The sequence below is a fragment of the Arachidicoccus sp. genome, from assembly GCF_050436765.1.
Taxonomy (GTDB): Bacteria; Bacteroidota; Bacteroidia; order Chitinophagales; family Chitinophagaceae; genus Arachidicoccus.
Genome location: NZ_JBNQGD010000423.1, coordinates 12,653 through 27,972 on the forward strand (window position 1 = coordinate 12,653; position 15,320 = coordinate 27,972).

At 38.0% G+C, this 15,320-nt stretch carries 7 protein-coding genes; all 7 read left to right on the plus strand.

The annotated features are described in order from the left end of the window. Positions 1-4: 4 nt before the first annotated feature. The 7 genes from ACQR30_RS17825 to ACQR30_RS17855 all read left to right on the plus strand — a co-directional run bounded on the left by ACQR30_RS17825 (position 5) and on the right by ACQR30_RS17855 (position 15,117). Entirely contained in the window at positions 5-1,129 is a 1,125-nt protein-coding gene (locus tag ACQR30_RS17825; RefSeq protein ID WP_429737145.1) for a redoxin domain-containing protein, read from the plus strand. Positions 1,130-1,277: 148 nt separating this feature from the next. Continuing rightward, positions 1,278-2,957 (plus strand): S1C family serine protease, encoded by a 1,680-nt coding sequence (locus tag ACQR30_RS17830; protein WP_429737146.1) that lies wholly within the window; start codon positions 1,278-1,280, stop codon positions 2,955-2,957. Between the two features lie 242 nt (positions 2,958-3,199). Continuing rightward, complete coding sequence (locus ACQR30_RS17835; RefSeq protein ID WP_429737147.1) at positions 3,200-5,977, plus strand: alpha-d-galacturonidase; 2,778 nt, start codon at positions 3,200-3,202, stop codon at positions 5,975-5,977. Positions 5,978-5,999: 22 nt separating this feature from the next. Beyond that, complete coding sequence (locus tag ACQR30_RS17840) at positions 6,000-7,577, plus strand: MGH1-like glycoside hydrolase domain-containing protein (protein WP_429737148.1); 1,578 nt, start codon at positions 6,000-6,002, stop codon at positions 7,575-7,577. A gap of 21 nt (positions 7,578-7,598) precedes the next feature. Continuing rightward, on the plus strand, positions 7,599-10,457 hold the full coding sequence (locus ACQR30_RS17845) for a glycosyl hydrolase family 95 catalytic domain-containing protein (protein ID WP_429737149.1): 2,859 nt from the start codon (positions 7,599-7,601) through the stop codon (positions 10,455-10,457). Beyond that, positions 10,454-14,053, plus strand: a complete 3,600-nt coding sequence (locus ACQR30_RS17850; protein WP_429737150.1) for a malectin domain-containing carbohydrate-binding protein — start codon at positions 10,454-10,456, stop codon at positions 14,051-14,053. Before ACQR30_RS17845 ends, ACQR30_RS17850 begins: the two co-directional genes overlap by 4 nt. 371 nt (positions 14,054-14,424) lie before the next feature. Further along, entirely contained in the window at positions 14,425-15,117 is a 693-nt protein-coding gene (locus ACQR30_RS17855) for a DUF3826 domain-containing protein (RefSeq protein WP_429737151.1), read from the plus strand. Positions 15,118-15,320: the final 203 nt, after the last annotated feature.

The window sequence follows — 15,320 nt, forward strand, 5'->3', positions numbered from 1 at the left end:
AAAAATGAAAACAGTTTTGAAAAAATATGTCTTTGCAGCATTGGCATTGACTAGTGGAAGTTTGATGGCGCAAAGCAAAAGCGCCTTTATGGTAAAGGGTCATATTAATGGGCTTGCGGACGGAGAGGTCTATTTGGCTTATGGTTCGTTCATCAACATGAAAGCAGATACGGTGCAGGTAAAAGATGGTAATTTTGAATTTAAGGACGTCATTTCTGAACCATGTTATGGAATGCTTTTTAATCACGACTACACCCTTAAAGTAGATTTGTTCGTAGATAGAGGCAATATTTCTATCAAGGGTGACATCGACTCTGCGTATGATATACATGTATCCGGTAGTCCGTTCGTGAATGAATATGCGGCCTATAATCAGGCGGTGAATGATAGTAAAAAACCAGTTCAGGCAATCTATGAAAAATGGATCGCTGCCTATAATTCAGGCGATTCTGATAACGTAACTAAATACAAAGCCGCCTTCAACGCAGCAAGAGACAAGCAGGGTGCGGAAGGTGCTAAATTGCAATTGGCATTTATTAAAGACCATCCAAATAATAACGCAAGTGCTTGGGAACTTTTTCATTATTTAAATGAAAAGTCTTTAGAGAATAGCAAAGCGATGTTCGCTAATTTTTCTGACGCAGTGAGGAATTCAGAGCAAGGAAAGGAAGTGAGTAATAGAATTGCAACGCTGAGCCGGGTAGAAGTAGGGCATTATGCGCCGGGGTTTGAACAGAAAAGTGTCAACGATAAGGCGATTACGCTAGCCTCCTATAAAGGCAAATATGTATTGTTAGAGTTTTGGGCAAGTTGGTGCGAACCATGCAGAGCTGAAAGCCCGAATGTTTTAGCTGCTTACAATAAATACAAAAGTAAAGGTTTTGATGTTTTATCAGTATCCTTAGATCACGTCAAAAAAAATTGGGAACAAGCTATTCAAAAAGACGGATTACTTTGGACCCAAGTTTCTGATTTAAAAGGATGGAAAAATGAGGTGGCCACTTTATATGGAATTCAAGCCGTTCCAGCCAATTTTTTAATTGATCCAACCGGAAAAATTGTGGCTGAAAATTTACGCGGTGATGACTTAAATAATGCACTCCAGAAGTTTTTGGTGGACAAAAAATAGAATTAGAAGCCTTATTTTTATTGATAAAGACTAACTAATTCATGAATTGGCTCATGTACTTTGGGTAAGATAAGAAGAGGCTCTTCAAAACTTTGAAGAGCCTTGTTCATGCTAATTAGTCAAAAGAAAACGTTATATCGCGAAAATTATGAGAAAGATTTTAAAAGTATTTCTTGTTACCTTTTTATTATCTACCGGTATTACATCCGGACAAAATTTAAAAGGCAAAAAGCTGGCGCAGAATATCAGTGCAGCTATTGAAAAATCTTATGCTGCCTGTGTGAGAATCTGGGCATTTGATACTTCTGCAAACAAACAAATGAGTGCTCCATTTAGTGGTGTGGTAGTAAATAAAGACGGCCATATATTGACTGCAGCCCATGTTGTAATGCCAGGCGCTACGTACCAGGTTACTTTCCCTGATGGAAATCAATGTATCGCTATTGGCTTGGGGAAGATTACCAAAACACAAATTGTTCCTGACGTAGGTATGATGAAAATTATTAGCCGAGGTGTATGGCCCTTTGCCACAATGGGTTATTCCGGGTCATTACGGATAAATGAACCGTGCATTAGTATCTCCTATCCTGAAAGTTTATACCAATCTATTCCTATTGTACGATTTGGGTATATCACGAGTGCGAAAAATGAAAAAGGGTTTATTCAATCAACTTGTATAATGGAACCAGGCGATTCCGGCGGCCCCCTCTTTGATTACGAAGGGAATGTAATAGGCTTACATAGTGCCATTGAAGTCTCTGAGAAATTAAATTTTGACATTCCAATTGACTTATACAGAATATATTGGCAAGCTTTAAATATACCAAGGATTTATCATTCATTCCCTAAGTCATTAGCGCTTGCAATTAATGATTCCTCCCGAGATAAAATTGCTGTTTTAGATACGAATGATATTTATGGGAATGACTTTAAGAAAATAACTGCAAGAGAGCAAAATACTTGTCTCAATATAATCAGCGATCTCAATGGTAGGAGGCAAGAGGCTTTAGGCACGCTTATTAATTTTGGGAAAAAGAATAAAAGTTTAATAATTAGTAAAAGTTCCATTGTAGGCAGCGATTCCATTTTCCTACAAACTGGCGACGGGTTATTGAATGCATCTGTAATCGCAAGAGATGAAAGCAATGATTTGGTTTTGTTGAGGCCAGCATCAAATATTAAGGGCGGTATTCCAATAAGTAAGTTATGTGCCGACTCCTCGGTTACCACAACTCCCGGTCAATTCATTGCATCAATATTGCCACATTCAAAGCCGGTATATAGCGTAATAGGAACTCCTCTGATTAAGATAAGTAAATACTATAGCGCCGGCTCTTTTGGTGCAAGTATTTTATTTAAAGATGCTAAGGTAAGAATCAACACGGTCCAACCAGGCTCTCCCGCGGATAAACAAGGAATGAGAACAGGTGATGCTATTTTGTCTATCGATAATAAGCCTATTCATAATTCCCCAGATTTTTTTGTTGTTTTGAATCAATATTGGCCCGGAGACAGCATCGTTATAAAACTTAAAAGGGCGGGAGTCGTCTTTGATGAATCAATTGTTTTAAGACCCATCCGTTTTCCAGTGAGCGAACACCCGGCAGAGCACTTTGCCGGAGGAAGCAGTAAGATTAGAGACGGATTTAATAAAGTATTTTCTCATGATGCCCTTCTTTATCCGGATAAGTGTGGTGGTCCAATATTTGATGACAGCGGTGCTTTTTGTGGAATCAATATAGCCAGACACAGTAGGGCAAGCTGTTTAGCGATGCCTACTTCTGTTATTTGTCAGTTCCTTTTTGATTACATTAAAACTGTAAAATAGTCATTGTAATTTCAAAGCTTATAATCAAATGATCCATTTGATTATAAGCTGCTTTTGATTTATATTAAATGTGGTCTTTCATTTTTGCTCAAGCGTAAAAATGAAGGGCCTTTTTGCTTCATCACATTTCTCGGCATCGATTGCACAGAAAATAATAACGAATATTTGTTTTATTTGTCAATTTATATATAAATTTATAATTTACAAATAAATATTTATTGTTTTAATTGAAAGTTTTTGATATGAGAAATAGTTTTACCTCACTGTTTACACTTATATTTACGTTTGTCGGTTCTTTATCCTTTGCACAGAAAGGTCCCAAAAACTTCCCAAAGAATTGTTTACTGGTAGAGAATATAGCTTGTCCTGATAGAGTTCAATTTGGTATTCAAAAACTTGCTGACGCCTTGACTGATCAAGGGTTTAAAGTAAAACTGGTTCATAAAATGGGCACGGAAAAGCTACAACAGACAGCCGTTATTTATATTTCTCAGTTTGGCAAGCCGATGATGCACATTGCAGAGAAAAGCTTGCAAATTCATCAGAACCTAATGGAGAAAAAGGAAGCATTTCATATTGTTTCTGATAAAAAAAATGAATATTTAATCGTTGGTTCTGACAGCTCCGGTGTTTTGTACGGTTGCCTGGAACTAGCTGACAGATTGAAAAAATTGGGTCATTTGCCAGCATCCATCGATTTTCAGGATCAACCACAAATGGTTTTGCGTGGTGCCTGTATTGGGTTGCAAAAAACTACTTTATTGCCTGGCAGAGGTACCTACGAATATCCGATTACACCTCAAAATTTTCCCTGGTTTTACAACAAAAAACTTTGGATAAAATACTTGAATATGCTCGTAGAAAACCGAATGAATACTTTGTATTTGTGGTCGGGTCATCCCTTTGCTTCATTGGTGCGATTGAAAAAATATCCTTATGCTGTGGAAGTAGATAGTGCTACTTTTTTGAAGAATGAAGCAATGTATAAATTTCTTACGCATGAAGCGGATAAACGTGGTATATGGGTGATACAAGCTTTTTATAATATTATTGTTTCGAAACCGTTTGCCGAGAGACACCATATAAAAACACAAGATAGAAGTCGTCCTATAATTCCTTTAATTGCCGATTATACGCGCAGGTCGATTGCAGCTTTTGTAGAAAAGTATCCCAACGTTGGATTGTTGGTTACACTTGGTGAAGCCATGCAAGGTTCGGGACCGGATGATGTTAATTGGTTTTCAAAAACCATTATTCCGGGTGTAAAAGATGGACTAAAAGCTTTGGGCAAAACGCAAGAACCTCCCATCATTCTAAGAGCGCATGATACCAACGCTCCAGACGATCTAAAAGCGGCTAAAAAGGTGTATAGTAATTTGTTTACGATGGCTAAATACAATGGGGAAGCATTAACTACCTATGAGCCAAGAGGCAGTTGGGCTGCGCTTCATAAAGAATTAAGTGAAATCTCGCCTGTCCTGGTCGAGAATGTTCACATTATGGCCAATCTGGAACCCTTTAGATATGGTGCAGATGATTTTATTCAAAAATGTGTTCAGGCTATGCATAAGATTGATGGCGCTAATGGTCTGCATTTATATCCGCAAGCATCATACTGGGATTGGCCTTACGCTGCAGATAAAGCAGATCCAAGGTTGTTAGAAATGGACAGGGACTGGATTTGGTATGCTGAGTGGTCCAGATATGCCTGGAACTGTGATAGAAGTAGATCGTCTGAATTTGACTATTGGTCTGGGAAGTTAGCTGATAAATACGGTTGTAATATAGAGGTGGCAAAAAGTATTCTGACAGCCTATGAACAATCAGGAGAAATCGCACCAAAGCTTTTGAGGCGTTACGGTATTACCGATGGTAATCGACAAACTCTAACGCTTGGCATGTTTATGAGTGAGCTTATTCATCCCACAAAATATGGGCTATTTACTTTGTTGTATTCGTCAGAATCGCCAAAAGGAGAAATGTTAACCGAATATGCCAAAAAGGATTGGCTGCATCAACCTCATATGGGAGAAACGCCCACTTTAATTGCCAAAGAAGTCATAGAAAATGGAAGGAATGCCGTAAACGCGATTAATGCAGCGTCCCCATATATAAAAAAGGATACAGCAGAATTTAATCGGTTGAAAAATGATATCTACAGCTATAATCTTTTAGCCAATTTTTATAGCCAGAAAGCAAAGGCCGCACTTTGCGTTTTGCGATATAAATATTCTAATAACATCAGTGATTTGGAGAAGGCTTTGCCCTATTTAGAAAGTAGTGTTCAATATTTTTCGGACTTAGCAATGATTACAAAGAATACCTATTTATATGCTAATAGTATGCAAACCAGTCAAAGAAAGATTCCCATTTCTGGCAAAGATGGAAAAAATAAGACCTGGGTGGAGTTATTACCCTTATATCAAAAAGAATTAGCCAATTTTAAGAAAAACATTCAGGCATTAAAGTTTCATAAGAACATACAGTCTGAAGATACGAGGTCGATCGCGCTTCAAAATGCATCCGTAAATTTTTTAGATGGAAAAACAAATAACTTTATAGTCGTAAAAAATGCCCGGCCATTTTTAGATACGGCGGTAGGAATAGAAGAGGTGGCACCCGTTTTAAGAGGATTAAAAGCCCTTTCTTTTTCGAGGATAAATCAGCAGGAAAATGGTACCTTATTACATTTTAAAAATGATAAAAAGGTACAGTTGTTAATCGGTTATTTTGTCAATAAAAGCAAAACATACTTATCTGAACCAGAGCTGGAAACAGACGCTAGTGCCAATGAATATGGACAAGCTGAAACGAAAATAGCCAATGCTGTACTTGTTCCTGGCTTTCCCTCTGTCAATGTTCACAGCTTTTCTTTTGCGCCCGGAGAACATAGCTTTCAATTGGGAGACGGAGAATGTTTAGTGTTGGGTTTTATCGACGGAAATAAAAAATTAGTCCCGTATGATGCGGCTTTGGGAACAAATGGAGAAGACAAAGATTTGGATTGGTTGTTTCAATAACGATATAAAGTAGTAAATTAAAATGATGAAAATAAATTATAAGAAATTAGCGCGGTTTGCAGCAATTGCAGGTGCCACTTTTTGTATCAACAATAATTCTTTTGGGCAGACTAGTAAAAGTTTTTATGTACTGCATCCTGAAATAATGAAGGCGGATGTGCATTATTATAACGATTTGGATAAGCCGGAAGATGTTATAAATTACGTGCCCGACGCAGGAGCTTATAATTGGATGGCAGATAATATTCCTTTGTTTGAATGCCCAGATACGACCTTGCAAAATATTTATTATTATAGGTGGTGGTGTTTTCGAAAACACTTAGTGAAAACGCCCGTTGGCTTCGTGTTTACCGAGTTTATTACCCCTGTGAAATTTGCTGGGCCCTACAATACGATTAGTTCTGCTTTAGGCCATCAAATTAACGAGGGGCGTTGGCTGCGCAATTCGACGTATATTAATCAATATATTTCTTATTGGCTGTTTTACGATAAATATTTAAAAAAGCAACATTTTCACTCTTTTAGTACTTGGGTCGAAGATGCTGTTTATCATTTATTCTTGGTGAATCAGGATACGGCGTTTTTGAGAAAAATAGTCCCGCCGTTGGATTCCGATTATCATCGCTGGGAAGGGGAGCGGCAATTGAAAAATAAGATGTTTTGGCAATACGATGTAAAAGATGCAATGGAAGAATCGATAAGCGGAGGCAGGCATGTAAAAAATATGCGACCTACCATCAATAGTTATATGTACGGCAATGCTAAAGCGTTGGCAAAGATGGGCGCTGTTCTCGGTGATGCAAATTTGGTGAAAAAATATCAGATGAAAACTGATACGTTAAGGATGCTCGTTCAGAAAAATTTGTGGGACGATTCTGCCAGTTTCTTTGAAGTAAAACATCCTGATGGAAAGTTTGCCAATGCACGTGAGGAGTTGGGCTTTATTCCCTGGTATTTTAATTTGCCCAATGACGAAAACAAATACGCCCAAGCCTGGGATCAATTAATTGACACCACAGGTTTTGATGCGCCTTGGGGTATTACCACGGCAGAAAGAAGGAATCCTTTGTTTAGAACACACGGCTCTGGCCATGGTTGCGAATGGGATGGTGCCGTGTGGCCTTACGCCACCACGCAAACATTAAAGGGATTGGCCAATCTTTTAGACAATTACAAGCACAAGGGAAAAATGAATGCTTCTGTATTCTATTATAATTTACACAAATATGCCTGGGCACAACAAAAGGATGGTCATCCTTTTATAGGAGAATATCAGGATGAAAAAACAGGAGCCTGGCTGCGCAATGATCCCAGGAGCAGATTTTACAATCATTCAAGTTTTGCGGACTTAATTATTAATGATTTAATTGGTTTGAGACCAAGAGAAGATAATAAACTTGAAATTAGTCCACTTATTCCGAAAAATAAATGGGATTGGTTTTGTTTGGATGGTGTGAAATATCACCACGTTATATTGACGATTCTTTGGGATAAAAACGGTAAAAAATATAAGAAGGGGAGAGGTTTTAGGATCTTTGAAAATGGAAGAGAAATTTTCCATTCTAAAAAGTTGAAAAAAGTTGAAGTGAATTTACTATAAAAACATTGGCAGAAATTTTTCATGAAAAACAGAATCCCCAAAATAATTATTTTCTTGCTTGGTAGTTGTTTTTCAATGGCATTTGCCAAAGCACAATTTAGTAATCCCCAAGATTCTTTATTACTTTGGTATAAGCAAAAAGCAATCCAGTGGACAGATGCATTGCCCATAGGAAATGGTCGTTTAGGCGCGATGGTCTATGGCGGAGTAGATACTGATCATATTCAGTTTAACGAAGCTACTTTATGGACAGATGGGCCGAGACAATATGCACATCCGGGAGCTGCAAAATATTTGCCAGTCATCAGAAAACTGCTTTTTCAGGGCAAGCAAAAGGAAGCTGAAGAGTTAGCTACAAAACATTTTATGGGGTTGAAGAACCATGATCCTGAGGTCTATCAAAAAGAGAAAAAAAAATGGTACAATAAGGTAAGGCAAGATAGTAAACTGGCAGCTTTTAATTATGACGACCGGCGTTGGAAATATATGCACCTGCCCATAAAAAATGGATGGGAGGATGGCGGTTTTCAGGGCTTGGATGGTGCTGTGTGGTTTAGGACTAATTTTGAATTGCCAAAGCAATGGGTAGGTAGCAACTTGTATTTAGATTTAGGAAAGATTAGAGACGAAGATTTTCTTTATATAAATGGGGTATTGGTAGATTCAGGAAGCGGAATAAGTACGAAACGGCATTATTTAATTCATTCCAAATATTTAAAGAAAGGTAAAAACCTAATTGCCATTCAGGTGCTTAACTATTTCGACAAAGGTGGTTTTGTTGGTGTAAAGAATAAGGATAAAATATTTGTACTCTATCCCGCAGGTAAATTGCCCGAAGATGGTATGGCATTATCCAGAAATTGGAAGTACTGGATTCAAAATGACAACCCACCTGCATATCCACAATTTGAGTCGAGTTATCAGCCTTTTGGAGATTTGTTTATTTATTCCGATCGGAAAGGTAAGATTACAAATTATCGCCGAGAATTGAATCTCAACGATGCTATTGCGCGTGTAAATTATAATAGGGGTGATATTCATTATAGTAGAGAATACTGGGCAAGTGCGAATAAAGACTTTATAGCAATACATTTAGCGGCGGATAAAGCAAACGCCGTTAGCTTCTCAACTGGGTTTCAAACGGTGCATAAGGAGTTTACTTTTTTGAAGGTGGATAATCACACAATCGGGCTTCGTGTGAAGGTAAAAAATGGTGCATTGTTTGGTGTTAGCTATTTATCAGTGAAAGTCAACGGGAACAATGCTTCTATCCAGGTACTTGATAATAAGTTGGTTATAAAGGATGCGCAGGATGCAACATTATACTTAACGGCCGCGACCAATTTTAGGTCCTATAAAGATGTATCGGGAAATCCGACAGACAGTTGTATTAAGCATCTTTTGGCTACCAAAATGATTGCCTATAATAAATTAAGAGAAGACCATATGGCCACCTACCAATCATCCTTTGATAAATTTAATTTAGTATTAGGTAGTCAACAAAATTTAAAAATTCCTACGGACGAGCGAATTTTAGAATATACGGATAAAACAGACCCATCTTTAATTGCACTTTATGTACAATATGCGCGTTACTTGCTTTTAAGTTGCTCTCCTGCAAATGGTATGGCGGCTAATTTACAGGGTATCTGGAATAACATGCTTACCCCTCCATGGGGAAGTAAGTTTACGACCAATATTAATTTGGAGATGAATTACTGGCCCTGTGAAGTTTTGAATTTATCTGATTGTTCGAAGCCTTTATTTAGATTAATTAAACGCGTTGCTGTTTCTGGGCAGGTTACGGCTAAAATTCATTATAACGCACCTGGGTGGGTGGAACACCACAATACCGATATTTGGGGCGCGACTGCACCGATAGATGCGTCAGATCATGGTGTTTGGGTAGGCGGATCTGCCTGGCTTTGTCATTTATTATGGGAACATTATCAGTTTACAGAAGACAGTAATTTTTTGAAAGATTCTGCTTATCCCATCATGAGAAGTGCAGCAGAGTTCTATGCACATTTTCTGATTATAGATCCCATAACAGGCTATTTGATTAGTAGTCCTTCAAATTCGCCCGAACATGGGGGATTGGTAGCGGGGCCGACTATGGATCATCAACTGATTAGGGATTTGTTTCTTAATTGTATGATTGCAGAAAAGAAATTAAAGCTAGATCCTCAATTATATGATTCTCTTAAAAATATGTATGGAAAAATTGCTCCAAATAAAATAGGCCGTCTGGGGCAATTGCAAGAATGGATGCAAGACATAGACGACAGCACTGATACGCACAGACATGTTTCGCACTTATGGGGCGTTTTCCCTGGTACAGATATTACTTGGGATAAAGATTCTGCGATGATGCGTGCGGCTAGACAATCACTTATATATAGGGGAGATGGTGGTACAGGTTGGTCTCTAGCATGGAAGGTTAATTTATGGGCGCGTTTTAAAGAAGGGAATCATTGTCTTAAATTATTGGACGAACTATTAAGGCCCGCAGAAGGCGCTAACGGCAGTGAAAGAGGGGGTGTTTACCACAATATGTTTGACGCACATCCGCCCTTTCAAATAGATGGTAATTTTGGTGGAGCGGCAGGAGTTGCAGAGATGTTGTTGCAAAGCCAAGCGGGGTATATAGAAATTCTACCCGCTTTACCCGAGGCTTTACCTAATGGAATGGTCTCCGGAATTTGTGCACGAGGCGGATTTCAGCTGGACTTTGATTGGGGAAATGGTCAATTACAAAGTCTGAAAATATATTCTACCGCAGGTAAACAATGTACTATAAAATACCAAGGGTATACAATAAGTTTCCCTACTCAGAAAGGAAAGAGCTATAAGCTCAACAATCAATTGAAATTGTTATGAGAAAGATGCTTACGAAAAATTATTCAATTGTAAAAAGTCAATTTATAAAGATATTGATTTTAATCGGCTTAATATTGGTAGTTGCGTTAAGCGCGCGAAGCCAGACTCCCAGCAGGAAAGATATTATCATTGATAAAGGCTGGCATACGATTGCGGATTCTTTTCACATCAATGCTTTCCCACATTTTAAAGATTTTGATTTTAAGGAAAAGCATTGGATTGTTGTCGATGTGCCGCATAACTGGGACGATTATGGCGGATACATTCGGCTTATACATGGCAATAGACATGGCTATGCCTGGTATAGAAAGAAGTTTAAGATTCGTATCGCAAAGAACAAACAAGTCTTTTTGTATTTTGAAGGCGTCGGATCTTATGCTACAGTTTGGCTGAATGGTAAAAAAGTAGGTTATCACGCAGGTGGCCGAACTTCTTTTACACTCAATGTGACAGATGCTGTTTATAAGGATAATCGAATTAATCTGTTGGCAGTAAGAGCAGATCATCCGGCCTTTATTCGCGATTTGCCTTGGGTTTGCGGTGGCTGCTCGACTGAAGTTGGGTTTTCGGAAGGATCGCAACCGATGGGTATATTCAGACCGGTGCATATAATGGTTACAGGAGACGTAAGGGTGCAGCCTTTTGGTCTACATATTTGGAATGATACCACGGTATCTTCAAAATCAGCGACTTTATTTACAGAGACAACCGTAAAAAATTATGCGACAACAGAAAAGCGGATTAATGTGATAAATAATTTGCTGGATAGGCGTAGTAAGATTGTTGCAACGCAAAAGACAAATATTGTTCTTTCGCCAGGCGAGACGAAGACTATTAAACAAGTTTTTAAAGACCTGAAAAATGTAACGCTTTGGTCTTTAGACAATCCTTATCTATATCATTTTGTAACAACTGTCGGTGATAGAACTGCTATCATTGATGAGGATACGACGGCGTATGGTATTCGTTGGATTAGTTGGCCACTCGGAAAAAGAAATGCTACCAATCAGTTTTTTTTAAATGGCAAACCGGTATTTATAAATGGTATTGCAGGCTATGAACACGCCATTGGTAAAAGTCATGCCTTTACAAAAGAAGAAATCAAGACCAGGGTGAATATGATAATCTCTGCTGGTTTTAATGCGTTTCGAGACGCGCATCAGCCGCACAATTTACTCTACCAAAAATATTGGGATGAAAAAGGGGTGCTTTGGTGGCCGCAGTTTTCGGCACATATCTGGTTTGATACGCCGGCTTTCAAAAAGAACTTTTTACAGCTTTTAAAGGATTGGGTAATAGAAAGAAGAAATAGTCCTTCATTAATTTTATGGGGTTTGCAAAATGAAAGCAAGCTTCCAAAAGACTTTGCCATACAATGTTCGAATATTATTCGTCAATTGGATCCGACTGCTTCTTCTCAGAGAAAGATTACCACTTGCAATGGTGGTGAAGGAACTGATTGGAACGTGCCGCAAAACTGGACAGGAACTTATGGTGGCAATCCGGCCACTTATGCCACCGATATAAAGAAGCAGCTTTTAGTGGGTGAATATGGAGGATGGCGTACCATTGATTTACACACAGAAGGAGCGTATGCGGAAAGCGGGCCGCTCAGTGAAAACCGTTGGTGTCAGTTATTGGAAGAAAAAATTAACTTAGCGAATTCTGTTAAAGACAGCACTTGCGGTCAATTTTTTTGGTTGTTTAATTCACACGATAATCCTGGTAGGGTGCAGGCTGCGGAGGGGTTACGTGAATTAGATAGAATTGGCCCGGTAAATTATAAAGGACTCTTAACTTCCTGGGAAGAGCCTACTGATGGCTATTATATGTACCGTTCAAATTATACGTCGCCGTCGACTTCTCCGATGGTTTATATTGTTTCGCATACTTGGCCAAACAGGTGGTTGCAACCGGGAATAAAAGACGGCATTACCGTTTATTCTAATTGCGATTCTGTTGAATTGTTTAATGACGTCGATGCCAATTCCTTAGGTGTCAAAACCAAGGGTGGAATCGGTACTCATCTTACTTGGAATAATGTCTCTATCAGATATAACGTACTATATGCGATTGGTTATTATAAAGGCAAACCGGTAGCCACAGACGTTATTGTTTTAAATCATCTACCAACGGCACCTAATTTTCAAAAGCTTTTTGCAACAAATACATCTATCACAAAACCCCGGAAAGGTTATAAATATTTGTATAGAATTAATTGCGGAGGTCCGGCTTATATAGATACTTATAATAATTTATGGGATGCAGATCGTCAGGTTGAAGGCAATAATACATTTGGGTCTACCTCTTGGACGGCTGATTATCCGGGCCTCCCAGCTTTTTTCGCAAGCCAACGCAGGATATTTGATCCTATTAGAAATACAAAAAATGAGCCTTTATTCCAAACCTTCCGATATGGAAGAAATAAACTCAAATATGTCTTTGCGCTTAAAAACGGGAAGTATAGAGTGGAATTATATTTTACAGAACCCTGGTGGGGCAAAAATGCCGGAAATAATTGCGATGGCTGGCGACTGTTCGATGTTGCTTTTAATGACAAAATAGTTTTGCATAAATTGGACATTTATAAAGAAGCAGGTTTCTGCGAAGCCTTAAAAAAGGTAATCTATGTAACTATCCAAAATGGCAAGTTAGACATTTCTTTTCCCAATACTTATAGTGGTCAGGCTGTTATTTCCGCTATTGCTATAGCGAGCTTAAATAAGGCTATGCTTCCGGCAAAGCAGCCTGCGGCTATTTTCTCGCTGGTACAAGCCACCGCTAGCGTGAACGGTAAAATGGCAGTTGAAGATTGGATGGATATAGGTCAAAAGCAATATTTTGATAAGCCATTTTGTTTTAGTAGTCTGCCACCTGATTTGTTTGGTGCGCAATGGCTGAAAATAAGTAAGCCAGATCCTTCGCTTTCCCGTGGATTAGTTTTGCTACCGCGAAAAGATATATTTCTTTTCGTGGGGATTGATAAAAAGGAATTGGGCGATACTGCTTGGTTAAAAGGCTTTACCGATACGAAAACTTTTATCCAAACCGATAGGAACGGTGGAACAGATTTGGAAGTATATAAAAGAAAATATCCGGCAGGTGATACGATTAAATTAAGAAGTTTTACTAGTGTGAAGAACTTGGATTATGTAGTCGCTGCAAATCCTGTAACGACGCTTGTGCCCGCATATGATTTGAAACCAAATGTCACATTTGATATTGCTCAGGCCAAATATTCTGCCGGCATAAAATCTGTTATTTATAATGATAAATCGAGATTGAATGTGTTTAACGGCAGCAACACTAACTGGATAGACTGGAAATTTGAATTAGGCGTTGCTGATTATCATTTTTTTAAAATTAAATATGCCAATAAGGATCAAAAGCCCGTGGATGCGAAACTTGAGTTGTTTGCTTCCGACGGAACCTTATTGCAATCTGAACAGGTTATATTAAAGCCATCCAGACCGGGAAAATGGAATTATGTAACTATGCAGTCTGAGAGCATGATAAATGCGGGTCATTATCACATGCGTATCACATTTCCACCAAATTCTTCACAAATATTTGTGTCGTTGTTTGAACTTCAATAACGGGTTAATTTCTCGGTGAAAAATCTCCATTATGAACGTAATAAAGTCTTTTTGTTACTTTATTGATAATTATATACATTTTTATGATAATCATTAATAATAATTGATTTATATATAAATCTATATTTGACATATGAATTTTTATTTATTACTAAAAGTTTGGCGATTGGGCTTTTTCTTGGCTAAATAGGTCTCATTATCGAATGGCTTGAGCGCCGACAATAAATAATGAATGTTCGTTTTTCTTGGTGCATAATTGTAATAATTACAGTTTTGAATATTTGGCTAACAAAAACAAACATGAGTTATTCGTGGTTAATTAGGATTAGGATTATACATTATTACCGTATTTAAAAACATTAAAGAACATTATGCGAAGAGTAATTTATTTTTTTTCAGGCTTAGTTTTATCCCTCTTTTTTTTGAGTGTCGGTTCTTTGTCGGCACAATCGAATGTTTATCCGGGAACTGATACAGCTTATACTAAGATGATAAGTAGTCGTTCAAAAAAGATAGTTGATAAATTAGACATCTCCGACCCTGCATTAGCATCGCGCGTACAAGAAATGGTTGCTAAGCAGTATTTTGATTTGAATGTGGTATATACAGCAAGAAATAAGGATTTAAAAGCACTGAAATCCATGTCAAGTTTGGATAAAGCAGCAAAAGCAAAAGAACAAATGGCGATAGAAAATCGCGTAGATGCCGCTGTGCAAACATTGCACTATGCATTTATAGCAGAGTTGAAGACCTATCTTTTACCCAAGCAGGTAGATGGCGTAAAAGATGGCATGACATACAGTGTGCTGGAAGTTACCTATCATTCTTATATGGAGATGTTACCAAATTTGTCGACCGAACAAAAAAATCAAATGATGACTTGGCTTTTAGAAGCTCGTGAGCATGCAATGGATGCAGGATCTTCGGAAAAAAAACACGCATGGTTTGGCAAATATAAAGGACGAATAAACAATTATCTGGCGAAGTCTGGTATCGATATGAAACAAGCAGAGAAAGATTGGATGACACGAATGAAAGAAGGGAAAAACAAAAAAGTTCAATAAATTAATCTTCTGACTGCTCAGACGCTTCTTTGATAGTTTATTATCAGACAAACTTTTTAAATTCAAAAGCTTACCTGTGGTGAGTTTTTTGATTCATTAAAAAGGTATTTTAAAAGATTTAGTTCTATAAGTTTTGTGTCTTTGCTTGCTTGCCTAGAAAAGTTGACTTTAGATTTATAAAAACAGTTTCAAATTATTAGAAA